This is a genomic window from Pantoea coffeiphila, assembly GCF_016909495.1.
In the GTDB taxonomy this organism is placed as follows: domain Bacteria; phylum Pseudomonadota; class Gammaproteobacteria; order Enterobacterales; family Enterobacteriaceae; genus Erwinia; species Erwinia coffeiphila.
Genome location: NZ_JAFBFW010000001.1, coordinates 1,057,177 through 1,083,329 on the forward strand (window position 1 = coordinate 1,057,177; position 26,153 = coordinate 1,083,329).

At 49.2% G+C, this 26,153-nt stretch carries 23 protein-coding genes; 19 read left to right on the forward strand and 4 right to left on the reverse strand.

Annotated features, from left to right (window positions below; translation table 11 throughout):
* The first annotated feature begins 2 nt into the window (after window positions 1-2).
* From JOE09_RS04930 to JOE09_RS04990, 13 genes are all read left to right on the forward strand, one after another.
* Window positions 3-2,750, forward strand: a complete 2,748-nt coding sequence (locus tag JOE09_RS04930) for a VirB4 family type IV secretion/conjugal transfer ATPase (RefSeq protein ID WP_087051070.1) — start codon at window positions 3-5, stop codon at window positions 2,748-2,750.
* A 22-nt stretch (window positions 2,751-2,772) separates the two neighbouring features.
* The gene (locus JOE09_RS04935) at window positions 2,773-3,501 is read left to right on the forward strand and encodes a TrbJ/VirB5 family protein (RefSeq protein WP_040206876.1); all 729 of its coding nucleotides are present in this window, start codon (window positions 2,773-2,775) and stop codon (window positions 3,499-3,501) included.
* A gap of 11 nt (window positions 3,502-3,512) precedes the next feature.
* Window positions 3,513-3,788, forward strand: a complete 276-nt coding sequence (locus JOE09_RS04940; RefSeq protein WP_040206878.1) for an EexN family lipoprotein — start codon at window positions 3,513-3,515, stop codon at window positions 3,786-3,788.
* A 71-nt stretch (window positions 3,789-3,859) separates the two neighbouring features.
* Window positions 3,860-4,891: a TrbL/VirB6 family protein gene (locus tag JOE09_RS04945; protein ID WP_040206880.1), complete on the forward strand. Its 1,032-nt coding sequence runs from the start codon at window positions 3,860-3,862 to the stop codon at window positions 4,889-4,891.
* Between the two features lie 89 nt (window positions 4,892-4,980).
* A complete protein-coding gene (locus JOE09_RS04950; protein WP_040206882.1) occupies window positions 4,981-5,121 on the forward strand; it encodes a hypothetical protein in 141 nt (46 codons plus the stop codon).
* A complete protein-coding gene (locus JOE09_RS04955) occupies window positions 5,114-5,797 on the forward strand; it encodes a VirB8 family type IV secretion system protein (RefSeq protein ID WP_040206884.1) in 684 nt (227 codons plus the stop codon). Before JOE09_RS04950 ends, JOE09_RS04955 begins: the two co-directional genes overlap by 8 nt.
* Window positions 5,794-6,684, forward strand: coding sequence for a P-type conjugative transfer protein VirB9 (gene virB9 / locus JOE09_RS04960; RefSeq protein ID WP_170928019.1), 891 nt, complete (start codon window positions 5,794-5,796; stop codon window positions 6,682-6,684). Before JOE09_RS04955 ends, virB9 begins: the two co-directional genes overlap by 4 nt.
* Entirely contained in the window at window positions 6,681-7,988 is a 1,308-nt protein-coding gene (gene virB10 / locus JOE09_RS04965; RefSeq protein ID WP_048762575.1) for a VirB10/TraB/TrbI family type IV secretion system protein, read from the forward strand. Before virB9 ends, virB10 begins: the two co-directional genes overlap by 4 nt.
* On the forward strand, window positions 7,978-8,997 hold the full coding sequence (gene virB11, locus JOE09_RS04970) for a P-type DNA transfer ATPase VirB11 (protein WP_048762574.1): 1,020 nt from the start codon (window positions 7,978-7,980) through the stop codon (window positions 8,995-8,997). Before virB10 ends, virB11 begins: the two co-directional genes overlap by 11 nt.
* A 60-nt stretch (window positions 8,998-9,057) precedes the next feature.
* On the forward strand, window positions 9,058-9,360 hold the full coding sequence (locus tag JOE09_RS04975) for a TrbM/KikA/MpfK family conjugal transfer protein (protein ID WP_072032071.1): 303 nt from the start codon (window positions 9,058-9,060) through the stop codon (window positions 9,358-9,360).
* A gap of 696 nt (window positions 9,361-10,056) precedes the next feature.
* Entirely contained in the window at window positions 10,057-11,931 is a 1,875-nt protein-coding gene (locus tag JOE09_RS04980; RefSeq protein WP_087050420.1) for a type IV secretory system conjugative DNA transfer family protein, read from the forward strand.
* An 11-nt stretch (window positions 11,932-11,942) separates the two neighbouring features.
* Complete coding sequence (mobC, locus tag JOE09_RS04985; protein ID WP_087050418.1) at window positions 11,943-12,692, forward strand: MobC family replication-relaxation protein; 750 nt, start codon at window positions 11,943-11,945, stop codon at window positions 12,690-12,692.
* Between the two features lie 103 nt (window positions 12,693-12,795).
* Window positions 12,796-13,083, forward strand: a complete 288-nt coding sequence (locus tag JOE09_RS04990; RefSeq protein ID WP_087050417.1) for a hypothetical protein — start codon at window positions 12,796-12,798, stop codon at window positions 13,081-13,083.
* Between the two features lie 117 nt (window positions 13,084-13,200).
* Here JOE09_RS04990 and arsH read toward each other — a convergent pair whose 3' ends face one another.
* Window positions 13,201-13,899: an arsenic resistance NADPH-dependent reductase ArsH gene (arsH, locus tag JOE09_RS04995; RefSeq protein ID WP_087050416.1), complete on the reverse strand. Its 699-nt coding sequence runs from the start codon at window positions 13,897-13,899 to the stop codon at window positions 13,201-13,203.
* A gap of 85 nt (window positions 13,900-13,984) precedes the next feature.
* Here arsH and arsR point away from each other — a divergent pair, with 85 nt between their 5' ends.
* The 4 genes from arsR to JOE09_RS05015 all read left to right on the forward strand — a co-directional run bounded on the left by arsR (window position 13,985) and on the right by JOE09_RS05015 (window position 17,652).
* Window positions 13,985-14,305 (forward strand): As(III)-sensing metalloregulatory transcriptional repressor ArsR, encoded by a 321-nt coding sequence (arsR, locus tag JOE09_RS05000; RefSeq protein WP_017491598.1) that lies wholly within the window; start codon window positions 13,985-13,987, stop codon window positions 14,303-14,305.
* A gap of 45 nt (window positions 14,306-14,350) precedes the next feature.
* Window positions 14,351-15,640 carry an arsenite efflux transporter membrane subunit ArsB gene (gene arsB, locus JOE09_RS05005; RefSeq protein ID WP_087050415.1) on the forward strand — a complete coding sequence of 430 codons (1,290 nt, stop codon included), beginning with the start codon at window positions 14,351-14,353 and terminating at the stop codon, window positions 15,638-15,640.
* Window positions 15,641-15,652: 12 nt separating this feature from the next.
* The gene (gene arsC, locus JOE09_RS05010; RefSeq protein ID WP_017491600.1) at window positions 15,653-16,078 is read left to right on the forward strand and encodes a glutaredoxin-dependent arsenate reductase; all 426 of its coding nucleotides are present in this window, start codon (window positions 15,653-15,655) and stop codon (window positions 16,076-16,078) included.
* Window positions 16,079-16,413: 335 nt separating this feature from the next.
* Window positions 16,414-17,652, forward strand: coding sequence for an IS110 family RNA-guided transposase (locus tag JOE09_RS05015; RefSeq protein ID WP_087050414.1), 1,239 nt, complete (start codon window positions 16,414-16,416; stop codon window positions 17,650-17,652).
* Between the two features lie 136 nt (window positions 17,653-17,788).
* On the opposite strand, the gene JOE09_RS05020 is transcribed toward JOE09_RS05015, so the two are convergent.
* The 3 genes from JOE09_RS05020 to JOE09_RS05030 all read right to left on the reverse strand — a co-directional run bounded on the left by JOE09_RS05020 (window position 17,789) and on the right by JOE09_RS05030 (window position 24,257).
* The gene (locus JOE09_RS05020) at window positions 17,789-19,630 is read right to left on the reverse strand and encodes a retron Ec67 family RNA-directed DNA polymerase/endonuclease (protein WP_087050413.1); all 1,842 of its coding nucleotides are present in this window, start codon (window positions 19,628-19,630) and stop codon (window positions 17,789-17,791) included.
* A gap of 767 nt (window positions 19,631-20,397) precedes the next feature.
* Window positions 20,398-22,773 carry an AAA family ATPase gene (locus JOE09_RS05025; RefSeq protein ID WP_087050412.1) on the reverse strand — a complete coding sequence of 792 codons (2,376 nt, stop codon included), beginning with the start codon at window positions 22,771-22,773 and terminating at the stop codon, window positions 20,398-20,400.
* Between the two features lie 530 nt (window positions 22,774-23,303).
* Window positions 23,304-24,257, reverse strand: a complete 954-nt coding sequence (locus JOE09_RS05030; protein ID WP_087050411.1) for an ArdC family protein — start codon at window positions 24,255-24,257, stop codon at window positions 23,304-23,306.
* A 387-nt stretch (window positions 24,258-24,644) separates the two neighbouring features.
* On the opposite strand from JOE09_RS05030, the gene kwaA reads away from it, so the two are divergent.
* Both kwaA and kwaB read left to right on the forward strand, forming a co-directional pair.
* Window positions 24,645-25,184 (forward strand): anti-phage protein KwaA, encoded by a 540-nt coding sequence (kwaA, locus tag JOE09_RS26365; RefSeq protein ID WP_420830618.1) that lies wholly within the window; start codon window positions 24,645-24,647, stop codon window positions 25,182-25,184.
* Window positions 25,181-26,140 carry an anti-phage protein KwaB gene (kwaB, locus tag JOE09_RS05035; RefSeq protein WP_087050409.1) on the forward strand — a complete coding sequence of 320 codons (960 nt, stop codon included), beginning with the start codon at window positions 25,181-25,183 and terminating at the stop codon, window positions 26,138-26,140. Before kwaA ends, kwaB begins: the two co-directional genes overlap by 4 nt.
* The last annotated feature ends 13 nt before the right edge of the window (window positions 26,141-26,153 follow it).

Consider the following 26,153-nt stretch of genomic DNA (forward strand, 5'->3'; position numbering starts at 1 on the left):
CGATGGCTACGCTGAATAAAGCGCTTACGCGGCCTGCCGCCATTATGGGTATTCCTCTTGTGCCGTTCGTTCTTGTCAGCGGGGCCATCGTCCTGCTGGCGGTCTATGTCAGCTATTACCTGGCGGTTCTGCTCATTCCTGCCTGGGCGGAAATGAAAAATAAAGCCCGAAAGGATATTCATTATTTCAGCCTGCTCTGGCTGGCGTTTAAAACCCGTGGACGGCTTTTCACCAATACCCATTTTGGCGCGAATGCCCTTCTGGCAAACCAGTACGATAATGTTGATGTCTCGGAGTTTATTCAGAAAATGAAATTAAACGAGCGTATTACGCTGGATAAATATATTCCGTATTCCTCCCATATTCACCCCTACGTCATCAGAAATCGTCACCGTGATTTTGTTGCCACCTGGGAGCTGGGCGGCACAGTCTTTGAATGTGAAGACGAACATCACCTGACCCTGATGGCCACGCACCTGAATAACGTTATTCGTTCGTATGAGGGGCTGCCGGTAACATTCTATATTCACCGGCTCCGTGAAAAATACCATGATACTTTTGAAGCCCGTTCGGGTATTCCCTTTTCCGATGAGGTAACACGGCGGTATTACCAGCCGGTAAAAGAAAAACCGTTCTGGCGGCACCGGCTGTTTTTTACCGTCTGCTACGCGCCGTTCTCTGCGATTGAGAAAAAAACCATGAAAGCGCAGCCGCCCGGTAAACGCCAGCCAGCACTGGAGGACGCGCTCAAAATCATGCTGGAATACCGCGACGCGCTGGAGTCTGCGTTATCCCGCTATATGGCAATGCCGCTGGGGATATATGAAGAAAACGAGCGGGTGTATTCCTCACAACTGGCGTTCTTTCATCGTCTGCTTACCGGCCAGTGGCAGAAAGTGGCCGTAACGCGCTCACCATTTTATGAAACGCTCAGTACGCCAGACGTCTTTTTCACCACCGACACCGGTGAATGCCAGACGGTCAGCGGTTCCCGCTTCTTCCGCAGCCTCGAGATTAAGGATTATTCCCCGGAAACCCATACCGGTATGCTGGACGCACTGCTGTACGCCGAAAGCGAGTATGTTCTGACGCAGTCCTTTACCTGCATGGCGCGGGATGAAGCGCAGGATCATATCCGGCTGGCGGAAAAACGGCTGAACTCAGCGGACGACGACGCGATTTCCCAGCGCGAAGAGCTGATTGTCCTGCGCGACCTGCTCCAGTCCGGGCATGTGTCGTGCGGTAAATTCCACTTTTCCCTGCTGATCTCCTCAGACAGTGCCGGGCAGGTGGTGAAGGACACTAACGTTCTGGCCCAGCCCTTCGCCGATCTGGGTATTATGACGACGCTCTCCACCCTGTCACTGCCCGCCGCATATCTGGCGCAACTGCCGGGCGTCTATACGCTGCGTCCCCGACTGGTGGCCGTCAGCAGCCAGAATTTTGCCGATATGGCCTGCCTGCATAACTTCCATCCCCACAAACGCAGCGGCAATCCGTGGGGGGAAGCCATCGCCATCCTCACATCGCCCGGCGGTGGCGGGTATTACCTGAACCTTCACGACAGCCAGGCCGGACGGGATGACACCGGTGAGAAAACGCCGGGAAATACGGCGATTATCGGGAAAACCGGCTCCGGCAAAACCCTGCTGATGACCATCCTGCAACAACTGATGCAGAAGTACCGTAACCCGGCGTCGTTTGCGCCTTCTGCCACCCTCAAACGGCTGACCACGGTGTATTTCGATAAGGACCGGGCGGCGGAGATGGCGATCCGCCAGGCGGGCGGGCGTTATTTCCGCATCCGTACCGGCGAGCCCACCGGCTTCAACCCGTTTGCGCTGGAGCCAACCCGCCGGAACATCAGTTTCATCAAACGGCTGGTGCGCATGCTGTGCCGCCGCAACGGTAAGCCGCTCGATCCGCGCGATGAGGAGCGGATCAGTGCCGCCGTTGACACCATCATGCTGGACTATCCGCCGGAGTACCGCCGGTTCGGAATCACCCGGCTGCTGGAAGTGCTGCCGGAGCCGCCGACCACAGACGCCCGCACCAACGGGCTGCGTATCCGCCTGAAACAGTGGGCACAGGGGGGCGAGTTCGGCTGGGTGTTTGATAACGAGGCTGATACTTTCACCATCAGCGATGTCGATAACGTTGGTATCGACGGCACCGAATTTCTGGATGATGACGATATTCGCGGCCCCGTGACCTTTTACCTGCTGTATCGCGTGACCAGCCTGCTGGACGGTCGCCGCCTGGTGATGTTTATGGATGAGTTCTGGCGCTGGCTGTCCGATGTCGAATTTTCCCGTTTCTCGCTCAATATGCTGAAAGTTATCCGCAAGCTGAACGGCATATTCGTCCCCGCAACACAGTCACCGGATGAAATCGTCAGACATCCCATCGCCCCGGCGATTATTGAACAGTGCGGCACCCAGATTTTCCTCGCCAACCCGAAGGCCAGTCATGCGGATTACGTGGAGAAAATGAAAGTGCCGGACAGCGTTTATGAGACTGTCAGGAACCTTGATCCGGGCGAGCATTATATGGTCATCCTGAAAACACCGTTGCGGGCCGGGGAAACCCGCCCGTTTGTGGCGTTGGCAAAAATGGATCTGTCCGGGCTGGGTAAACTCACCCGGCTCCTCAGCGGCAGTGAGGACAACCTGAAAATATTCGATGCCATCTATCAGGACGGTATGCGACCTGATGAATGGAAAGAAACCTTCCTTGAGCGGGCAATCTGATATTAATACGGAGGTCGTTGATATGCGTACCAGATATACCTTTCTGGCATTATCGTTATTTTTCCCGACGCAGACGTTCAGCGCCGGAATACCGGTTTTCGACGCCGTGCAGAATACCGAATCCATTAACCAGTGGATGCAGAAATTACAGCAATGGGAGGATACGGTTACCCATTATAAAAGTGAACTTGATGCGTATAAAAAACAGTTAGCTACTGCAACCGGCGTGCGGGATATTCAGGGTTTTCTCAGCGATGCCCGAAGCCTGAAAACCGATATTGATAATCTCCGTAAGAGCAGTATTTCACTGGATGATCTGCTGACCACGCAAAACAGTTCATATTCTTCTGAACTGCAAAACCTTTACAGTAAATACAAATCATTCAGCGTATGCAGCGAGGAACAGGAAGGGATAAAGTCTCAGGCCCTGGCCGACAGTTGTAAACAGATAATCCTCAATCAGGCAATGGCGATTGAGAATACCACTGACGTTGAAAACAGGATCAACAGCACACTCAGCGATATATCAGACTTATCTGACCGTATATCGAATGCACAGGATTCGAAAGAGTCTCAGGATCTGGCTAACGCCATCGCGGCGAAAAGCGTACAGTTAAATGCGCTGACAAATCAGTGGGAGATGTCTGTCAGACAGGCTGAACAGCGAACGACATTGCTGGAACAGCAAAGACAGAAAGCCTTTGAACAGCAGCAGCTATCGGCACCTGTTGCTGACCTTAATAATTTATAAGGAGGTTATCCGTGGTCAGATCCTTATTCACCTTATGCACACTCTCAGGCGTGATATTACTTTCCGGCTGCAAGGAAACCAAATCCGAAACCTGGTATAAGCAGCATCCTGACGAAACATATGCGGTTTACACGCAATGCCTGAAGGATGGCGAGGCAAGCGATAACTGCGAGTTTGCTCAACGGGCTGCCATTATGTTCGCTCAAATTGGCAAACCCGGAATAAAAGAAAAATTTGAGACATTCTTTCAGCAAGAAGCCGAAAAGAGAAAATCCGTCACACAATAATATCTCCTCCAGCAAAACAGAGAATTCTCCCTGTTTTTTATTTCCTTTCTTTATCTATCAGGTGAGGCACCATGTCCGGTGGTATTTTTGTGGGTATGGACAAAAACATCATGGATGGACTGAATGCCGTACTGGAAGGTCAGTCTTCCACTTACGGTACGATGATCAGCGTTATCATCGTCAGCTCTTTTACCTTATTTATACTGTATCGCGGTTATCAGACGCTGGCTGGCAAACTCCGGGCCCCGGTTGAAGATGTCGTCTGGGATGTGGGGCGAATGTTGCTGATCACCACCTTTGCGTTAAACCGGGATGGCTGGCTGGATATGGCGGTAGCGGCTATCCAGGGACTCAAAGACGGTGTCAGCGGCAATGATAACGTCTGGGCGCTGCTTGATACCGTCTGGGAAAAGGCACAGACACTGGGGCAGACACTGTTCAGTATGGACACCTCGACTTACGTCAAACTGAATGGTGGCTTTGCCGAAGTGCTGGTATGGGGCGGCGCGATCGTTCTGTTACTGGCTGCCACCTTTGTCAACCTGCTCGCTGAAATTATCATCCTGTTAATGACGACCACCGCGCCGCTCTTTATTTTCTGCCTGCTGTACGGTTTTCTTAAGCCGATGTTTGATAACTGGCTGAAAACGATTTTCGCGGCAATATTAACGATCATGTTTTCCGCCTTATCCATCCGTATCGCCATCAATTACCTGAATAAAATCCTTGATGCAGCGACCCGGACATCCAATGTCAGCAACATGGTGACGCTGGCGGCACAGTGCCTGCTGGCCGGGATTGCAGCGGGTGTGGTGGTCTGGTTCTCGGCGAAGCTCGCCAGCGCCCTCAGCGGAGCCGCTGTACAGGCGGTGTTACAGGGGGCGGCCATGAGTGGTCTGACCGGACTGGCGAACAAATCCGCTGACCTGGCCGGGCCGGGGATAAAGGGCGGTGCCCGCCTGGCTGCGAAAGGCGGCATGGCCGTCGCCGCGGCGACCGGCAGACTCACTGGCGCAGGCGCGGGTAAAACCGTGAGCGCCTGGCAGAAACGCGCCGCCGCCATCGAAAGCATGAAACGCCTGAACCGGCAGCGTCACCGTTAATCCTCCCGACCCTTAATTTCCTTTCCCCGTCACGCCGTGGCCTGCGCCACCGGTGCGGCATTTCTGCATCCCTGTAATAAGGAACTTCCATGAAATTCAGCATCTTCCTTCTGATGCTGTGCGCGCTCACGGGCTGCGTACAGTATCAGGGCGACCTTCCGCCGGTATCCGGCGAACCCGAGCCGGTAAATTCCCCCGCCATCATTCAGGAGCTCACTCACCATGTCTGATATTCAGAACATTGTTAATGTTTCCCGCTCTTTTGAATCCATCCTGCTGGAAAAGGAAGAGCGTTCCCGAAGAACCGCCTGGCGGGTGGCCGCTGCCGGACTGATTCTGGCCGCAATGGCGATTGCGACCATTATTATTCTGCTGCCGCTGAAAACCACCGACACTGAATTATGGTCAGTGGATAAACAAACCGGGCGCTATGAATATATGACGCGCGTAAAGGAGCGGGATATTTCGTCTGAAAAGGCACTGGCGCATTCACTGGCAGCACACTATGTCAGGCTCCGCGAAGGATATAATTATTTCTCCCTCCAGCGTGATTATGACGACGTGCAGTTATTTAACAGCGACAGCGTGAACCGGGACTATCTGGACGGGTTTAACGGCGACCAGGCACCGGACGTGATTTTTAACAAGGCGGAATATATTGTTGATATCGACATTATTTCCAATGTGCATGCGCCTGCCACCGGGCCGGATAATCTGGCAACCCTGCGTATCAAGCGCACTATCCGCCGTATTGCTGATAATTCCGTGAAAACGGATGTCTGGAATATCCGCCTCACATACCGCTACGTCCCGCACCGGCAACTGACCGACAGCCAGCGTGAAGTGAACCCGCTGGGCTTTATCGTCACCAGCTACCAGCGCGACAAAGAGCTGAGGGGGGAATGATGCTGAAACACATTCTGCTCCTCACGGGTTTACTGGCGTCATGCGTGGCATGGAGCTCGGCGACACCGCGCGGCAGCGCGTATGACAGCCGGATGCAGAACGTCACGTACAACAGCCAGAACGTCACGGTCGTCAGTACCCGACCCGGCTACGTCACCATGCTGGTATTTGATGACGATGAAACAGTCATCGATGCGCAGGCGGGTTTTCCCAGAGGCTGGACCGTGACGAAAAGCGATAACCGGGTGGGTGTCAGCCCGAATCCCATCGCCCAGCCAGTCACGGATGCCAGCGGCAACAACATCAGCCAGGTCTTTCTGCCGACGGCAAAAGACTGGAAAACCAACCTGTTCGTGGTGACATCGAAACGCGACTACAGCCTGGAGCTGAACGTACTGGATAAAGACTCTCCCGCCCAGGCATTCATTATCCGCTACCACTATCCTGACGAACTGCGGAAAAAGTCAGCCGCCGCCAGTGCCACCCGCCAGCAACAACAGCAGGAAGCGCTGGACCGACAGCGGATAGCGTCGGCATTCCGGCATCCGGCCACGCCGCGCAACTGGCGCTACACCAGGCGTGTAGCCGCCGGTTCAGCCTCCATTGCCCCGGACTTTGCCTGGGATGACGGTCGTTTTGCTTATATCGGTTTTTCTCCCGCGAAAACCCTGCCTTCCGTTTTCCGGGTGGTTAACGGTCAGGAGCAGGCGGTCACGCCCGGAACGGTTAAACGGGGCAACTACACCGTGATGGTGGTTCCGGCATCTCCGCAGCTGGTTCTGCGCTACGGGAGCTCAGTGGTGGGGATCGAAAACGACGGATTCGGGCGTATCCCGCTGACCAACAGTGACACCGTTTCGCCGTCCGTTACGCTGGAGGCAAAATGACCGACAAATCTTTCCCGGACGAACCGGAAAAAACCACCGCCGAACGGGAAGCGGAAGCCCGTGAACGCGCCCGCGCGGCAATGGCATATCAGGAGCCGGAGCAGAAAACGCCGCCCGGTAAGCCGGAAGTGACCCGTTTCCGTAAAGCTTCCGGTCACCGCACGCTGATCGTCAGCCTGCTGAGTCTGGTCCTGGTCATCGCGCTGGCATCCGGTGGCGATCGTCTTCTCAGCGCCCTGAAAAGGGGTGATGAGAAAGAATCTGACACCGCGTCGCCGCCCTCCTCCGGGGCGGTGCAGCAGGAGCGTAAAAATCTGGGCATGGACAGTAATCCGTTTGGCCTCTTCGGGCCAGGGAGGCAGGAAAGCGTAGCCCCTGCCAGTCAGAGCCCCCCTGCCACTCCAGCCCTGCCGCCCGGGCCACCCGCCCTGAACAAGGCGGCAGCGCTGGCAGACGGGCTGAACAGCGGCAGTACAGGGTCAGGCGACGATATACGCACGTCCCGAAGCGGATCGCGCAGCAATGCGGGAACGTCGGGCAGCCCGTCAGCCTCCACGGCGTACACATCCTGTCAGTCGGTACTGGTCAGTGGCGAAGATGGACGCCTGCGCTGCCCGGATACAACAGCACCGGCAGGCAGCAATAACAACGACAATCCGGGCGTCGCACGCGTCACCGGTGTCAGGCGGCTGGGCCTTGATCCCGATCTCTATATCCCGGTGGATCGCTATATTCCGTGTTCGATGATGCGGCGCTTCGTGTCCGATGTTGGCGGTCATATCTCCTGCCTGATCGGTGAGAATGTCTGGAGCTCCAGTAACCATGTAATGCTGATCCCGGCGGGAACAGTTGCCCGTGGTATCTACCGCACCGGGGCACTGCAACACGGGCGCAGCCGGATGTTTGTACTGTGGACGGAGTTGCGCACGCCGGAGCCCGGCAGCCTGCAAATCCCGCTCACCGATACGCAGGCCACCGGCCCGCTTGGCGAGGCGGGGATCACGGGCTGGATCGACAGCCATTTCTGGGAGCGTTTCGGCAACGCCCTGATGCTGAGTACCGTACAGGACGTGGCAGCAGCGGCATCAGATGCCGCGCCGGGTAAAGACCGCAATACCGACTATACCGAAAATACCCGCGCCGCCACGGCGGAAATGGCGAAAACGACGCTGGAAAACAGCATCAGTATCCCGCCCACGATGTACCTGAACCAGGGCGATGTGATCGGCATCATGACCGGCACGGATATTGATTTTTCCTCTGTTTATCAACTACGGCTGAAAAAGAAATGGTATGAACGCTGAAAACCTGTCACTGGACTTTATGAAAAACCGGCTCTTTGGTGATTTTCTTGCGCAGGATGGCCTGACAGAAATTGCCGTTAACCGACCGGGCGAACTGCATACGAAAATCCGGGGGAATTGGCATAAACAGGCATCCCCGATCACGCTGCGTCAGTGTCATGCCTTTGCCAGGGCGCTGGCATCCTGGCAAGACGACAATATTGACGATACATCACCCATCCTTTCTGCAACATTAAGATCCGGCGAACGTATTCAGGCGATTATTCCCCCGGCCTGTGAGCGTAATACGGTATCCATTACGCTGCGCAAGCCTTCGTTTGAGCAGAAAACACATCAGTCATGGATTGATGCAGGATTTTATCAGCGTGTGGCTGGTCAGGAGAGAACGGAAAGCCAGGATGATGCACTGGTTCAGTTATATCACAGCGGGAATATCCCCCGTTTTATGGAAAAGGCCGTGGAATATGGCAAAACGATTTTTATTGTGGGTGAAACCGGCTCCGGTAAAACCACCTATATGAAAACGCTGCTGCATTATATTCCACTGCATCTTCGGCTGACCACAATCGAAGATAATCCCGAAATCCATTTTTATCACCACGCCAATTATGTGCATCTTTTTTACCCGGCGGATGGCGGGGATAATGCCATTGTCACCCCCGGCAGGCTGATCCGTGCTAATTATCGGATGAACCCTGACCGGATATTACTGGCGGAAATTCGTGGGCGGGAGGCATGGGACGCGCTTAAAATTATTGGTTCCGGGCATGAGGGATTAATCACCTCCCTGCATGCAGGCAGCCCGGAAGAATGTATTGAAGGGATCATTGACCGCTGCTATGAAAACCCCGACTGCCGGAATATTCCTTTTGATGTGCTGTTACGCAAGGTACTTAAAAGCATTGATGTCATCGTCAGTATTGACATACACGGCGATGTGCGCCGGATGAGTGATATTTACTTTAAGCCAGTTCATTTAAAAAGCATGAAAGAGGCATTCAGACAATAACTCTGGCAAATAACATTACCCTAAATACGCAACCTTTCATTAATCATACCGGTGACTGAAATGAAGAAAGTCATACTCTCCTTATTATTTCTCGGCGTTATGGCGTCATGTTCAACATCCGCAACGACCGCTGAAGCCTGCGAAGTGGTTTTATGCATGTACGGTAAAACAACGGGAAACAGCGGCAGCAGTGAATGTCATTCCGCTGAACGGGCATTCTTTAATATCGTGAAAGAGAATAAACACGGTTTTCTTCCTGACCATACGGCCGATGCCAGAAAATCGTTTTTACTTGAATGTGTTTCGGCAGACCCGGCGGCTATCAGTCAGGTCATCAGTAAATATGGCCGCGTTCGTGGTTAATACTGGCGAGACGGGCGGAGAGCGTGACGGTTTTCAGGTTTTTATGGCTTCTGTTTTTCGCGGATTAAGGAGCGAAGAAACAGGGGCCGTAAAAATGAGGCAGCGGACAGAAATATTTTCGCGGGTTAAGGAGCGAAAATAATTCAGGCACCGCGCCTCACCTGCAAACAGCCGCGCCCACGCGGATTTTGCAGGCCGGGGGAGCCGGATAAATTTCGCCGCCCCAGCGAGCGAAAAGCTGTCGCCCACGACAGCGGTTTATTTGGGGGGCATCGCCCCGCACACCGTCGCAGATAAGTCTCCGGCCAAAAGCCGGTAGCGTGGCGCGACCACCCTCTTTAAAGGTCAGCTTCCCTTTTATTCCCGCTACGAGGAACGAGTAAAGGGAAGAAAAAGGCGAAAGCGACCGTCTTAAAGGGGGTGGTCGCGCGTAGCGGGCGACGGTGTGCCGCCGTTGACGTTGGGGTTTTGGCACGGCGTCCAGCCGCGACATTACCCCCATGTGACAGGCCATAAGGGCGTCCAGCCCGCATGTACTGGCGCACGCCGTTCGGGCAGGCAAGCATGCTTTCCTGCACATGGTCGCAACGCGGCCACCTTCTTCGTCCCTGACGTTCGCCCCGCCTTTTCGCCCAACACCGTGGGGCGAATTGATGGGGCGACGTCATGGGGCGAACTGCTGACGAAGGAGGCATCGTGATTTTGAATAAGCTGGCCGTTTCACTGTCGCCGATAGTGAATGGCGCGCTGAGCTTCATTGCTTTTATGCAACAGCACCAGCTGATGCTGGCGCTGTTATCGGGGCTGACGATGCCGTTTTTCGCGTCGATGAAAAGCGATGAACGGCAAAAAGCCCCGTTGTGGCAAAAGCTGATTATCGCTTTTTCCCTGCTGTGTTTTCTTTGCGGTACGATGGCCCCGGTTGTTATCTGGATTTTCCAGTGGCTTTATAAAGGCCGTGTAGTCACCAGCATTCCCGTTCTGGCATGGTCGGTTCTGATTACTTTTACCGTAACGGGTTTTATTTTGCATATTCTGCTGCGCAGGGTATTAACCCCTGAATTAGACAAAATAAAGAAACGCCTCGTCAGAAAAACCACGCTTGAACGGGAATTACGCACCGATGTCCGTACGGTGAAATCACTGCTGCCGGAAACGCTGCATTATGACCCGCTGGATTATATCGACTTGAACAAAGGGTTATTTATCGGCATTGACCGAGATATTCAGCCGATGTATTTGCCGTTAAAAGACTGGCAAAAACAACACGCGGATATTATCGGCACCACCGGCGCCGGTAAAGGCGTTGCCACCGGCATATTACTTTATCAAAGTATTCTGGCCGGTGAAGGCGTATTTGTTATGGACCCCAAAGATGATGAATGGGCACCGCACCTTTACCGCAAAGCCTGCGAGGATGCAGGCAAACCTTTTGCCCTGATTGACCTGCGAAAATCGCAATACCAGTTAAACCTGATTGAAGAGATTAACGCCGATGAACTGGAAGAGCTTTTTGTTGCCGGTTTCAGTCTGGCAGAGAAAGGTCAGGAGTCAGACTTTTACCGGATTGACGACCGGAAAGCGGCCCGAATAGCCGCGCAGTTTGTTAATCAACATGCCACCGCAACTATTCGGGATGTGTATAACGGAGACTACGTTCAGGGTATTGCCGATAAGATAAAAGCCTTTTTCGGGAAAATTGAAGAGCTTGCCTTACTCAATGCCATCAATGCGCCGACAGGATTTTCGCTTAATAAGATATTTGAGGCAGGCGGTTGCTGTTACGTCATCGGTTCAATGCGCAACAGCAAAATCATTACCGCTCAGCGCATGCTGCTGGTTCGCCTGTACCAGCTGGCAGAAAGGCGCGAGCGGGTGAAAGATGTGCCCCGCCCCATTGCAATTTATCTTTCCGAACTGAAATACCATTTATCCAGGCCCGCGCTGGAAGGTTTAGGCGCGGCACGCGATAAAGGCGTGCATATTATTATGGACCATCAGTCTATTGCCGATTTAAAAGACTGCCCGGCAGATTTGAAAGGTGACGCCGTTGTCGGCGCTGTCGTTGAGAACGCCAAATTCAAACTGGTTTATCGTGTCATGGATCCGGATACCGCTGAATGGGTAGCCAGAATGTCAGGCACTATATTAGTCGATGATGAGGTCCGCAAAGCGAAAACCGACGCCGTGCTGACAGAGACTATCGACAGTGAACGCACCATCAGGCAGGCCGAGCGTTTCTTTACCGACAGCAATATGATCCTGAACCTACCCGATTTTGTCAGCTTCATCTTCACGACAAAAGCACTCCCCTCTGCTTCGCTGATTTCGCCCATCAGGGTGAAAAAACGCGAACTGGAGATCTGTGCCGTGTCGCCCGCAATATCCGCCACCGCCGCAACAGTAAACATCACCCTGGATTTTGGCGAGGAGGAAACTTCCCCCGGACCCGCATCAACACCGGATATCACCACAACGCGGCCCGATCTTTTTTTTGATGAGACGAGCGAAAAAGACACGACAATGCCGAATGCCGACAAAGAGGAAAACCCGTCATTGCTAGATTTTTAAAGGGGGTAATGATGCTTATCACCGCATACAGCGAACGCCAGACGCGACATCGCGAAAAAATACAACGACTGCTGAATTTCCTGAAAGAAGAAACGTACAGTGACTTTAAAACATTGATGCTGCTGTTCGGGTTCATAGATCATAAATCGCTGTATTCCCTGCTTTCAAAAGTCGAGGGCATGGGGTTAATACAAAAGCACGTCCTGGTATCACGCACGATGAAAATTTCATTGTGGGGCATTACCAGTGACGGGATAGCCGTTGTGTTAACACCCGACGATGCGCTTTTCCCGGCGCGATTTGAGCCGTCAAAAGTTACCGGCTGGACGCTGGAGCATCACCTTGATAATCAGGTAGCCCGCATCATCCTTGAGCAAAAAGGCGCATCCGGGTGGGTAAACGGCGATCGCACAACCTTCCTCAACCGGTATCAGGTCGGTCATCGCCCGGACGGTCTGATCACCCTGCCCAGCGGCACCGTGATCGCCATTGAGACCGAGCGTCGTCTGAAAACCAGAGCCCGCTACCAGTCAATCATCGCCAGCCATTTGCTGGCCCGGACCCGTAAAGACTGGATTTACGTTTTCTATATCGTGCCGGACCCGCAGAAAAAGCGCGGTCTTGAACGGCTGTTTGACAGTATCAGACACGTCATCGTTAACCATCAGCATATCCCGCTGGAAACCCGCCACCGAAATGTCTTTCGCATCTACACGCTAGACGAGTTGCAACGGCTCGATGTAGGCCACCACGGCATATAGTTCTTCTGTATCACTTACAGTCCCAACCCACGCAGCAGCGCAACGAGCTGAAATAATGCCCCTCTAAATACTCACCCAAAATAAGAACAGACAGGACACCAGAATGAACAGAGAAACTGACCAACTTTCGGACGTACTGACTGAAATGAGCGCCAAAGCGCTGGTGACATGGTTGACGCATTCCGCATTGCAGGACATACCGCGCGAAGCATTACTGGTTCGCGGCCACGATTTTGTGTACGCCCTGCACACAAATTTTGTGCTGCTACGTGACGTTCTGTCAGAAACGCTGGAAGATATTGAGCAGCAGAGCCATGACCTCGAAGAAAGACTGGATAGCCTGGAACAGCGGCTGCAGACGCTCCAGAAAGATACTGATAATTTGTATTAGCTCAGACTTGGCCTGGCACAACTACGACACAGGGCCAAACCTAATCTGACAGGCAGCTCTGTGCCAGGAGCGGACGTTGTTGAGTTCACTCAGGATGGGTTCACGATACAAGGAACTCTATATTTTCTCCTGATTGACGCGGGCTGACAGTTCCTGATGGCTTTCCTTGCGTTCGCTGTAACGATCGGCAAGGTACTCCGTATGACCTTTCAGCAGCAGCGTGATTTTGAACAGCTCTTCTGCCACATCCACGATGCGGTCATACCAGGATGATGGTTTCATTCGCCCGTTTTCATCAAATTCCTGCCAGGCATTCGCCACGGAGGACTGATTCGGGATGGTGAACATGCGCATCCAGCGTCCCAGAATACGCATCTGATTGACGGCATTGAAGGACTGAGAACCGCCACATACCTGCATGACCGCCAGCGTTTTTCCCTGGGAAGGACGAACAGCGCCCTCTGACAAAGGGATCCAGTCAATTTGCGCCTTCATTATTGCGCTCATCGCCCCGTGACGCTCCGGGGAACTCCAAACCATGCCATCACACCATCTCACCAGTTCGCGCAGCTCCGTCACTTTAGGGTGAGTTTCTGGTGCATCATCAGGCAGAGGCAAGCCGGACGGGTTAAACGTTTTGACCTCAGCACCCATAGCAATGAGCAATCGACCCGCTTCCTCGGCAGCAAAACGGCTGTATGAACGTTCACGTACTGACCCATACAGAATCAGGATACGTGGTAGTGTCGGATGCTGAAGCCGCTCAGCGATCTGCCTGTCGAAACACTCAGCATTCAGGGCTGGAAACTGATCCATTTTTTCTTCCTCTCTAAAATCGATAATGTTCAAACCAATACATATGTTTTATCATATGTGTATTCTAAATTTACCGGAAGAGAAAATGCTACAGCCTGTTCAGCTTTTCAAAATTCTGTCAGACGAAACCCGTCTGGCTATCGTGATGCTTCTCAGAGAATCAGGCGAGATGTGCGTGTGTGACCTTTGCGGGGCCACCTCCGAGTCGCAGCCCAAAGTTTCCCGGCATATGGCAATTCTGCGGGAGGCTGAGCTCGTTCTGGACCGTCGGGAAGGGAAATGGGTCCATTACCGACTTTCTCCACATATGCCCGCATGGGCAGCAGAAACCATCAAGATATCCTGGCACTGCCTGCGGGAAGACGTTCGTCAGTGGCTGGATAAATCAGCGGCATCATCCTGCTGAGATGAATCGAACACATTCTTTTAATCATATGTAATGGAGTCGGAAATGTTACTGGCAGGGAGTATATTTTTACTGACACTGATCCTGGTTATCTGGCAACCCGGGGGACTCAGTATTGGCTGGAGCGCCTGCATTGGTGCTGCGCTGGCCTTGGTATTTGGTGTTATCCATATGGGTGATATTCCGGTGGTCTGGAATATCGTCTGGAACGCAACCGCGACCTTTATCGCGGTAATTATCATCAGCCTGCTGCTCGATGAGTCGGGTTTTTTCGAATGGGCTGCGCTGCATGTCTCCCGTTGGGGCAACGGACGTGGTCGTCTATTGTTTACCTGGATTGTCCTGTTGGGTGCAGCTGTAGCGGCACTGTTTGCTAACGATGGGGCTGCGCTTATCCTGACCCCCATCGTCATCGCCATGTTGCTCGCGCTGGGGTTCAGCAAACAGACAACGCTGGCCTTTGTCATGGCCGCCGGGTTTATTGCCGATACCGCCAGCCTACCGCTTATCGTGTCGAACCTGGTGAACATCGTCTCTGCTGACTTCTTCCGGCTTGGCTTTACGGAATACGCATCCGTCATGCTTCCCATTGATATTGCTGCCATCGCCGCCACTCTGGGTATGCTGCATTTGTTTTTCCGCCGGGATATTCCTGCAACCTACAACGTCACTCTACTGAAAGCACCTGCCAGTGCGATTAAAGATCCCGCAACCTTCAAAGCCGGTTGGGTTGTTCTGGTTCTGTTGCTTGCCGGGTTCTTTGTGCTTGAGCCTCTGGGGATCCCCGTCAGCGCTATTGCAGCCGTCGGCGCAGCAGTGCTGTTCGCCGTTGCGAAAAAAGGTCATGCCATTAATACCGGAAAAGTGCTGCGCGGTGCGCCGTGGCAGATCGTTGTGTTCTCACTGGGTATGTACCTGGTGGTCTACGGCCTGCGCAATGCTGGCTTAACGGAGTATCTTTCCGGGGTTCTGAATATGCTGGCGGATAAGGGACTGCTGGCGGCAACGTTTGGCACGGGTTTCCTGACTGCATTCCTGTCATCAGTCATGAACAATATGCCAACCGTTCTTGTTGGAGCACTGTCGATTGACGGAAGCACGGCGTCCGGCGTCATCAAGGAAGCGATGATTTACGCCAACGTGATTGGTTGCGATTTAGGCCCCAAAATCACGCCAATAGGCAGTCTGGCGACCCTGTTGTGGCTGCATGTGCTTGCCCAGAGAAATATAACGATTACCTGGGGATATTACTTCCGCACCGGCATTATCATGACTCTGCCCGTGCTGTTTGTCACTCTGGCCGCGCTGGCGTTGCGGCTCTCCATCACTTTGTAATGAGATACAGATATGACCAACATTACCATCTATCACAACCCTGCCTGCGGCACTTCACGCAACACGCTGGAGATGATCCGTAACAGCGGCAACGAACCGACGATAATTTATTATCTCGATACACCACCGACCCGTGATGAGCTGATTAAACTTATTTCAGATATGGGAATTACGGTGCGTGCATTACTGCGTAAGAATGTTGAGCCTTATGAAAACCTGGGTCTTGATGAAGAGAAATTTAGTGATGAGCAGTTGATTGATTTCATGCTTCAACATCCGATCCTGATTAATCGGCCGGTAGTCGTTACGCCGCTTGGCACTCGTCTTTGCCGCCCTTCAGAAATAGTGTTGGATATTCTACCGGAAGGTCAGAAAGGAGCGTTTACCAAAGAGGATGGCGAGAAGGTCATTGACGAAACGGGGAAGCGGGTTAAGTAATCTGCACACTTCAAAATATCGGACGCCTGTTTACGCTATGCGGGCTTCCGCTCTTCGCTCTCAGCAGACCTTCAGCGCCACGTGCTTGTCTGCTGTGTGCCAAATATAGTCATTCTAACCCTGAGGGTTACACTTTTAAGTGATTCAGGGTATGCGCTTACTGGTTACGAATATTGTGCCAGAATCATGTGATCTGATGATTGCCGCTTTGCTTTCGAGCCAGTAAGTGCTCCACGTTCGCTAACGAATACTCAGGGCATGCAGATAAACTGCTGACTATATTTCTCTCGAAGGGCGTGGAATGCATACCAATCCCCGGTTAAAAGGAGTTGGTGATGACTGCTATAGATCTGTTTGCTGCTCATGTTGGTCTGGATTGGGCGGATAAAAAGCACGATGTCTGCGTTCAGTTTAAAAACGGTGAGCGCACATTCCATGTGATTAACCATACGCCGGAAGCGCTTGATACCTGGCTCAATGAGTTGCACCAGAAGGTCAAAGGCAGGATCGCTATCGCCCTTGAACTGAAGAAAGGCCCGGTAGTATATGCTCTCCAGAAGTACCCCTTTATTACTGTCTTTCCCATACACGCGTTATCATTGGCCCGCTATCGGCAGACCTTCTGGCCAAGTGGTGCGAAGGATGATCCTCAGGATGCCGAGTTGGCGTTAGATCTGATGCTACGCTATCCCCAAAAGATTAAAGCCATCGAACCCGACAATGCTGATATCCGTTTACTTCTACAACTAGTCGAGCAGCGTAGGCTGCTGGTAGAAGACAAACGCCGCTTTGTTAATCGGATCATTAACACGCTTAAGCAGTACTATCCTCAACCCCTGGAATGGTTCTCGCATCGGGACAGTTCATTGTTCTGTGAGCTCATAATCCGCTGGCCAAGCCTGCAACAGCTCAAACGTGCCCGGAGTGATACCGTCCGTCATTTTATGAACGCAAGAGGTGGTCCCGCTGTTGCGTATACAGAACAGCGGGTTACAAGCATTGCCAACGCGATTCCCCTGACCACTGATAAAAGTGTCATCGAGGCGAACGCGCTAATGGCAACAGCTCTTGCATCACAAATCAAACTTGTAGGTGAACTTATCAGAACCTACGACGAACGAATCGAATCGTTATTCGATACGCTTCTGGATGCAGAGCTGTTCAAATCACTACCGGGCATGGGGCCGTGTATGGGCCCACGTATGCTTGCCGCACTGGGTGATAACCGCGACCGCTTCAACAGCGCTGAGGAAATTCAAAACTACGCAGGTATTGCTCCGGTGACTGAACGGAGTGGCCAGAAATCCTGGGTTCACTGGCGATGGCAGTGTGCAAAGTTCGTCAGGCAAACCTTTGTCGAATGGGCTGCCAAGACGGTTAACTCATCATACTGGGCCAAGCTGTATTATCAGGGGATGCGAGAAAAAGGAAAATCTCATCAATCAGCGATCCGAGCTCTGGCATTCAAATGGATAAGGATTATTTACCGCTGCTGGAAGACCAGAACCCGTTATGACGAAGCGAAATATTTGCTGGCACTGGAAGCGCGAAAATCGCCCTTACTAATGCCGTAGAGAGCTTGTCGAATGTCTCAGGGCGTGAAGCGGACTGATACTTTCCTGTTCGACCGTATTCGGTAAAACCCGTAATTTACCGGCAATCAAAACCTTACCAGTACCTGGATTTGATATCTACCTGCTATGAGAGAGATCACTTTATTGAATTATAGTGATCTATCACTTTTTCAATGCGTTCTAAAAGATGAGTAAACCGTGAAAAATCAATAATACCTTTCTGCGTCTTAACAATATGCGTCGCAAATGCTTCTTTGCTTAGGTCATTAACCTCGTCACGGTCGGCGACCGTATTAAAACGTTTTCCTTTATGTTCCCTGAGCCGATCAGCATCACTAAAGAAATACTCAATATCAGTCTCAGAGCTTCCCGCTCCCTGAGGAGTGAGCACCAGATAAAGATTGCAAAAAATATGAACAAACTCAGACTGACGGATGTCGGCTAAACCTACACCCGCCGGGAAAATTTCAATGCCCTTAACTCTTTTAACTTTATTAATCAGATTATTAGGCCCGGAGTCATTATCCACGAATATAATTACCGGGTGCGATGGTTTAGGTGCTTTGTAAGCATTAAACAATTCTTTGTAATTGTCTACAAAATCCCTGAGGTAATCACCACCACCAAAAAGCTCTAATAAATATCGGGTTCGCTCATTATATTTGAAAAACCGAGTCAAAGCCTTATAAGGTTCTGTGGCACTTTTTCCAGTTGCCAGTTTCGGGAAGTTGGCTGCAAGCTTCCATATTGCTGACTTTAAATAAATGTTATCAGTCTGACCTTCAGTAAGAATTGTAGGTTTTGTATTACCATAGAACCAGCGATAAAACAGAAACTTACTAAATGTTGTCTCTCTGGACGTATGTAAATAACGCCTGATTGAAGGGTTACTTTTTCTGATGGCGTCTTTTTTTAAATGATACTTAGGATTTAACTTTTCGCCCTGACGAAGCCGGTTATAATGATCAACCTGGTCAATGAAAGTCAGTTTCCCTTCGAGCCTGTGAATGTTGCCACTCACCTCAGCGCCATTTATCGTCTCTTTAAACTCGCCCGTGTTAAAAAGATGATTGCACTGAGCGCGCACAAGCCGCCAGTATTCTTTTTTAGTATTTGGTTTTTTATTTACAACTAACCCCGTAACTTCCTGCCGGGAGTCTTTGTATTGATTCCTCGTTTTAGATTCATTAATCGAAAATCCTGAACGGACAATCTCATTTCTGATGACCTTCCCCGCAACAAAAGTATGATTATCTGATTTCGCTATAGAAGAGGGTAAACTTTCCTTCCTGGTTGAAAAAGTTATATCGTCTGCATATCTCGTATACGTACATGAATGCTTTGCGGCGACCGCCGCTAATTTAATATCTAAAGCATGAGTGATTAAATTAGAAATGACGGGTGAGCACGGGCTGCCCTGAGGCAGTTCGTTATTATAACAGGCTATTTTTGCAATCACAGTGGCTATTTCTGGCTCTAGCAAAAAGTTTCCGTTTTTAATGAAAAAACCTCTCACCCTTCCGAAATTGAAACTACTGAAGAAGTTTTCTAAATCAATATTGAAGACGTGTTTTTTTCCTAAGTGCATCATTGCGTTGGTGATAATTGAACGTTTTCTTTCAAATCCATGCGAAAGTGAAGGCTGTTTTGTTTCTGAGCCAGAGCACTTCACTTTTAAAAATAGAGAGTTTTTTGCTTTTGGCCTCGTTATCTCTGAATCGGGGAACTTCAGAAAGATAATTTCATCCAGGCAGTCAAGTAATAAATCTGAAAGAGAGGATTGCAGGGTTTTTAGCATTCCTGAGGGAGCGCTGATAAATCTTTTACCCCCGTTTCTCTTGGGGATCTCGAATTGCACGTATTGATTTTCGGGCTTAACGATATATAAGCAATGCGTTAATGCAGAAGGTTTTACGCCTAAAATCCTTGCTAAATCCGGCTTTGTCTTTGCCGATTTTAATAATAAAAGTCTATTCACTCTACGTCCCCATTTAAAAAGGTTTATGGGCACTCTTACGCAAACTTGACAAGAACCTAAGAAGCGCCAGGACAATGAGTTCCTGAAAGGGCAATCCTACCGGACATTTTTTTCACTGATCGCGAAACGCGACCCAAAATCTGCCCATAAACCATCTTCAATATATCAAAAACCGGGCGGCTTGCAATTTCTCTGTTCCTGCCCGACTGACATTTTATGATTTCAGCAGCATCCGCTTCTTGTACAGAGGGACGTTGTTCACATTTCACGGCCTGACCGCCCCTGATGTTTTTTCTTTCCTTTCGGTAAAAAGCCAATTCTATCGAATCGCCCTGCTGCTGCGCTGAACGCTACATGTTGTGCCTCTCTCAGTGAGGAGACATACCAGATATAGGGGGCTGGCGGTCAGCACTGGATCAGAACGCGCCGGTTTGCCTGCTGCGCCATTCGGTAAAACTCCGGCAGCGGAGGCTTTAACCGAATACGATTTACCGCCAGCGGAGTTTTTCAACTTGCTTTTTTACAGACTTCACAAGGGTTAGGTGGAGTTAGAAAATGTCATTGCTGACATTAATCAAATGTCCGCTTTTCTCTCACAGCGGACCTTCAGCTCAGTAAGCTTGTCCGCTTTATACTGTGAGTTTAACGGGTCGTTGCAACGCTATCCTTAATCAAAGGAAAGTGATCATTCCGCTCGTTCGGTCGGATGCTTCGAACCTGATCTAGTCGATGGATTTTTTCATGGATGCGCTCGTCAACGGAAGGCTTTAAAACGGCATACCCTGATCGAATCCTGGCAGAGCAATCTCAGACTTGAGTACAGTCGGTACTGGGGCTGATTCCTCTACTACACCGGCATCATTAAATACAACGCCCCCCTCTTCTTTAGCATCAGTCATCGCCTGCTGCTCTAAAATCTCTTCCGGATCTAGATCAACATATGAATCGCCCATCATCATTCTGTAATGCGCATCATGCTTAGCCGCCTTGAATATCTTGAAGAAAATTCTCAGGTAGCTTGCTGCCATATTGTCACTAATGGCCACGTAGAGCTCATCCGGAGCGTAATGCGATCCATCGTTTACCCAACTCATCAAAGACTGGCATTGTGTCTTTTCAATACCCTCAAACTTGTCGACCAAGTGGTACGTATCGACACCACCCAAAATCTTGAAATAGTTCTCCAAAATCCGTCGCATGGTATTCTGCAACGTAAGGACTGGCACCGGTGTCCTTTTCAGCTCTGCCCAGAGTAATTGATAAGAATTCCTGATTGGATTACTTGAATGGAACTCAATTACCGAATACTCATTTGGTTTGCGGACAATCCAAAATGTCTCATCAGCAAGAGATGTATTGGCCTTCCGGCGCTGATCGTATGTGACCTCTTTATGGAAATGCACGTTGTGTGTAAGCACCACAACTTGTTTAAGATGGCTACCACTCTTTCTAACTTCGGCGAAAAGCTCCTTGATCAAACTACTCACGATAAACAACACATCACTATCAAGGCTAGAAACAGGGTCATCGATGACCACAATCCTATCGGCGGTTATACCGGATGTCGTAATACTCCCTCTCAACAGGTGGTAGAAATAAAGGAACGTTACGAAGGTCTTCTCGCCCTCGCTCAATGTTTGCTTGGCATCTCTCCCATCCGCTCGGATAATTCTATAGGAGTTATCCGCACATGCAGGATCTAGAGAAAAGCTGAGGAATCCAAAATTTTTTAAAATCTTATTTATAGCAATTACTGTAGGCTTTACACTGGTAAGCTCCGTCTCAATCTTATCGATATCTACGTCTGTAGCATTAATATCTTCCGTGGCTTTATCCCGGCTCAATGCGATGCCCGAAATAGATTTCTGTAGCTTATTCTTCTCAGAGGTGTAATCAGCTAAGGTATTCTTTAGCTCGGCATCGACAATATATTTCCACACTTCTCCGGTGAGCCTGCGCTGCTCAGCAGTGAAGCTTGCAACTAGGCGATTTTGTTCGGTTATTTTCGCATTCGCCGTATTAACAATAGCAGCAATATCCGCCTCAATACCCTCCAGCCCCTCAAGAAACACCTCAGCACTTGGAGTGGTAACTTTATTTTCCATCCGCCCTTTATTGACAAGAACAACAGCATCCAGTGCTTGAATCTTAGGATTAAGTTTTTCCTTGTCCAGTTCTGTGCAATCCAAAGCTAACAGAACATGTGCCTGAGCCAAAAGATCCTCAGCAATTTGAAAATAATCATTACGCAGGGCAGAGACCGCCTTCGAATCCGCCTCAAAAGTCTCATCGAAGTAGTCAGTAAGTTCCTTCTCGAAGTCGTGGGACAGAGTCTGCTGACAGAACGGACATTGTTCATCCGTATGCTCCAGAAATCTCATACCCTGCCTAACCCAGTCGCTATTACCTAACCGCTGAATAATCGTGGATATACTAACATCGTCTTTGCCTACCACCTTTTTAACCAGAATCGGGCTTTTCTCGAATGCTATCAACCGTGATAAATCCAAGGTCGAAACAAGATCTATTTTCGAGGGTTGGTCACCATATAAAACTGCCGTTCTAGCCTTGAGATCAACCAAATCAACTAAGTTGGATTTGTTATTCTCATGTTCTTGAAGAACCCTTGCTTTGAATGCTTCCTTATTATTCCTTGAACCAGTAAATGCCCCCTTGAAATATTCATCATGCTTCACTTTCTGTTCCCAGCATCGGCCAACCAACTTTGCTTCCAAAGAAATCAACTCAGCATGCTTTCCAGGTTTTCCATCTTCACCATCAAGAGAGATGATTAACTTGGCCCTCAACTGTTCATGGCGCTTTCTTTCATCTTTAAGATCTTTGAGGCGGTCGAGCTGAACTTTCTCGGCCTTGCCGAGTGTAAATACTCCCTGAAACTCTTTGGATTCTGAGAAGTTGGCAGTGATGAAGTCGTTGTTATAGATCATTGCTGGCACTGGCATATTTCTGAGCCAGGTAATACTAGAGTCTGTTGAGAGGCTAGGTTTCTCAATAAGTCGACTGATTGTGGTCTTGCCCGCTCCATTTGCTCCATAAATGAAATTAATCTTTTTGAGATTAATAACTTCTGATTTGTCAGGACGGTAGGTAGCGATATTGGAGAGACTAATTGATTCGATCATAGCGGGTCATCCCTGCACGCAACGGCGCTAATTTGGCCGCTGCTCAGTAAAATTCTGAAGGTCTAGGCAATTGAACGACTACCTAAACATTTTACTATCATATGAAAGCTATTGGCTTGATAAACATATACGGCATGGTGATTTATGTAAAGGCCAGAGGTATAAAGGAGGACTAAGACCGGTGCAGTTTTGCCTACGCTACAGGTTAGGGATGCTATAAGTATTCCTGCAAATTGTGTCACTCAATTTTAGAGCTTACCTCCCTGTTCAGACAATGTCCGCTGTTCGTTCGTTGTCGACTGTCAGGTTGAATCGTTTTCTAACAAAGAGCACAGCCGGATCAAGTCGGAGCCTATACATTTAAAGGGTTGACGGGCTCTTTGCCGCCCGCCCCGCAGCCTGCGAATTTTCCTGGCATCCGGTGCCAGGAAAATTCGCAGTGGAATTATACCCCCCTAACACCACCGCTACTCCACCCACTACCATATTATGTTAAAGTCACATTCCTTTGCGGCTTCTTGCTCCTGCCCTCAGGCTTTATCCATTAAATAACGATGCGCTTTTGATGCCCCACTTGCAGCTTTGAAAATATAGCGTTTGTCGTTTTTCAGCGCTTTCAGCGCTTTCAGCCAGGAAGCAATATAGCTTTCATGCTGTACCTCTCCATCAATCCCCAGATCCGCCATCAGAAAAGCACTTCCCAGCTCCGCTACCAATTCTTCCTCCGCATAATCCGCACTTCCAAACTTCCCTTTCATTTCACGGTTAAGTCGTTTTTTACCACCACTCCAGTGAACCAGTTCATGCAGGCCGGTAGCATAGAAATTAGCTGCATCTGAAAACAGATGGCGATCCGGTAGCCAGACTTCATCGGTTGAAGATCTGAAAAAGGCGTTTTGTCCTTTCTCAATGATGTTTGCGCCGCTCTTTTGGAACAGATTTTCAGCCTCCGGCAACGGGTCAAAGGTTGCTTCCGAGCTGACTCTTTCAGTTGTCAGTGGAAGGCCATCAATTTGTTCAACATTGAACACATTGAAGGTTTTCAGCATCGGGATATGGTCGATTTCCCCGGCCTTGTTTTCCTTCTCTAAGGTTGTATAGAAAATGGCTGTCGTGCCGTGCTCGCCTTTGCGAACCTGCCCACCTACTGCCTGTGCTTGTTTGAAGGTCATCCAGCGTGAATCACCTAAGCCCTGTTCTGATGCACTGCACCACAGCAGCATGATATTCATTCCACTATACGCAATACCGGTTGCGAAGTTAGAAGGCAAGCCAGACATACCGGATACTCTTTGCCACGGACAAGACCACGGTTTTACACCGGCTTCAAGCGCTGCAATGATGCTGTTGGTGACAGTCTGATAAATATCTGTTCTGGTTTGAGAAAATTTCGTTTTTGAGGAGCCTGACTGCTCCAGCGGGGATACGCTGGTCGCCGCTGCGGTGTTAGGGGCGCTAGTCTGGGTATGCAGGGAAATGGTCATGTTTTTTCTCCGTCAGTGGTGTGATTTTCGTCTTCGTATCGCCTGACGGTTCGCTTTCTCGGCAGCGTTCTGGCCCGCAAGGGCGCAGCATGCGTGCCATTTACCCTTGCGGGACAGGTTGTGTTGGGAAACGATTAACCGGAAGCTGATACGGGGAACGGAAAGCACGTGGGAGAAAAATCTGACGCTGTATAGCTGGACGTAGCGCCCCTTGCTCCGCAGCGGTAGGATGAGAATAATCTCCAATAACTGTATAAAAAAACAGTATGCTGTTGTATGATTTTTATATTCTATTTAGACATTTTTAACTATTATGCTATGAACCGGGGGTGTGAAATGAAAATCAAGGGGACATTTAATAAGATAGGGTTGTATATACTATCCTTAATGTTGCTGTTCGTTTTTATTATCCTCTTAAGTGCAAAAATCCCGTTATGTTATGGTGACTCATGTGAATTCATAGGTTTTTATAGATTAGCCATAACTAATGTAATACCAATAATATGCTTCTTTTTAATTGGATTCTCATTCTATTTCTACAACAGGTTTCGCTCGTTAATCAAAATTAACAATGCTGACGCCGTCACAATAACATCCTGTCAAAGTGAAAACTATGAAAGCTTAACCTTTTTAGCCACATATATAGTTCCATTTATGGGTTTTAGTTTTGATGACATTCAGAAAAACATTGCTTACCTCTTGTTAGTAATAGTTATTGGTTTGATTTTCATAAAAACGGACAAATATTATGCAAACCCTACCCTAGCTCTATTTGGATATAAACTGTACAGGGTTAATATTTCCCACATAGGAAGTAATGAAGTTAAAAATATCATCGCAATATCAACTGACACCCTAGAAGTCAATGATCAAGTCTTCTACAGTTTTTTAGATGACTATGTTTTTATAGCAAGGAAAAAACAATGACTCCTGAGATTTTTAAACAAGAAATTCATGATATATTCAATAAATTTACTGGTATTAGAATAATTTTCATTGTTAGAATTGAAGATGGATATTCTTTAAAATTATCGAAAATTGATGCAGCAGCCATGCCGAAAATTCTTGATGGATTTAAAAGAAAACTATCAGAGGATATCTTAGAGAATGACGATTTGACCATTCCTCTCTTATCAAACTTTGATGACAGAAAGAACGCTTTGTTTAAATTTGATTATGAAAAACAACCTAAAGAATTCGAATTTATTAAAAGCGCCACAGCTATCCCACCGAATTCACAAAATTATTATGATTTAAATAATAAATTTACTGATGTTAAGGGAATAATAATTCAGTTACGTGGAAACAATAAATGCTTATCTTTATATAAAAACAAAACCAATCTTACTGTTTTTGAACAAAGTCGTAAACTATTCAACTTGATACCTGATGCAGATGGTTATTTAAAAGAATTACCAAATCAAGTATTTAGGTTGGATTACAATTACGACTTAGCACTCTTAGACGATGAATTTTTGATAAAAAACCAAAAAACGCTCGAAATTACGATGCAATTCCATCAAGTTATTGAAGCTCAGGCTGCTGTCGCCTTAGAATCTTTGAGGTCATCTTTATTGATTGAGGATATTTCTCATCTTGAAAAAAGCTCTAAAGAAATCTCTTTTTCAAGAAAGCTTGCTAAAATATCCAAACATTCACCTGTTCTAGGGAAAATTGATGTTCCAGTAATCATCGATTATGTCAGTCATCACATCTATCTTTCTACAGTATTGATTGTGAGTGAGGATGGAGGGAAATTAATTATAAAAACCAAAGAGTCTCAAAAACATTTTATAAAATTATTAAGTGATGATTACCTTGAGTCTCCTTTGACTAAGATCCTCTATGATTCTTTAGCTAAAGATGAATTAAAAGCACATTAATATATGAGGGTTA

Bases quoted from the DNA above. Each gene is read 5' to 3' on its own strand.
- JOE09_RS04990 (WP_087050417.1), top strand. From the start codon at position 12,796: ATGAACAGAGAAACTGACCAACTTTCGGACGTACTGACTGAAATGAGC.
- JOE09_RS05025 (WP_087050412.1), bottom strand. From the start codon at position 22,773: ATGATCGAATCAATTAGTCTCTCCAATATCGCTACCTACCGTCCTGAC.
- JOE09_RS04955 (WP_040206884.1), top strand. From the start codon at position 5,114: ATGTCTGATATTCAGAACATTGTTAATGTTTCCCGCTCTTTTGAATCC.
- kwaB (WP_087050409.1), top strand. From the start codon at position 25,181: ATGACTCCTGAGATTTTTAAACAAGAAATTCATGATATATTCAATAAA.
- JOE09_RS05015 (WP_087050414.1), top strand. From the start codon at position 16,414: ATGACTGCTATAGATCTGTTTGCTGCTCATGTTGGTCTGGATTGGGCG.
- virB11 (WP_048762574.1), top strand. From the start codon at position 7,978: ATGAACGCTGAAAACCTGTCACTGGACTTTATGAAAAACCGGCTCTTT.
- JOE09_RS04930 (WP_087051070.1), top strand. From the start codon at position 3: ATGGCTACGCTGAATAAAGCGCTTACGCGGCCTGCCGCCATTATGGGT.
- arsC (WP_017491600.1), top strand. From the start codon at position 15,653: ATGACCAACATTACCATCTATCACAACCCTGCCTGCGGCACTTCACGC.
- virB9 (WP_170928019.1), top strand. From the start codon at position 5,794: ATGATGCTGAAACACATTCTGCTCCTCACGGGTTTACTGGCGTCATGC.
- mobC (WP_087050418.1), top strand. From the start codon at position 11,943: ATGCTTATCACCGCATACAGCGAACGCCAGACGCGACATCGCGAAAAA.
- JOE09_RS04935 (WP_040206876.1), top strand. From the start codon at position 2,773: ATGCGTACCAGATATACCTTTCTGGCATTATCGTTATTTTTCCCGACG.
- arsB (WP_087050415.1), top strand. From the start codon at position 14,351: ATGTTACTGGCAGGGAGTATATTTTTACTGACACTGATCCTGGTTATC.
- arsH (WP_087050416.1), bottom strand. From the start codon at position 13,899: ATGGATCAGTTTCCAGCCCTGAATGCTGAGTGTTTCGACAGGCAGATC.
- JOE09_RS05030 (WP_087050411.1), bottom strand. From the start codon at position 24,257: ATGACCATTTCCCTGCATACCCAGACTAGCGCCCCTAACACCGCAGCG.
- arsR (WP_017491598.1), top strand. From the start codon at position 13,985: ATGCTACAGCCTGTTCAGCTTTTCAAAATTCTGTCAGACGAAACCCGT.
- JOE09_RS04945 (WP_040206880.1), top strand. From the start codon at position 3,860: ATGTCCGGTGGTATTTTTGTGGGTATGGACAAAAACATCATGGATGGA.
- kwaA (WP_420830618.1), top strand. From the start codon at position 24,645: ATGTTGCTGTTCGTTTTTATTATCCTCTTAAGTGCAAAAATCCCGTTA.
- JOE09_RS04950 (WP_040206882.1), top strand. From the start codon at position 4,981: ATGAAATTCAGCATCTTCCTTCTGATGCTGTGCGCGCTCACGGGCTGC.
- virB10 (WP_048762575.1), top strand. From the start codon at position 6,681: ATGACCGACAAATCTTTCCCGGACGAACCGGAAAAAACCACCGCCGAA.
- JOE09_RS04975 (WP_072032071.1), top strand. From the start codon at position 9,058: ATGAAGAAAGTCATACTCTCCTTATTATTTCTCGGCGTTATGGCGTCA.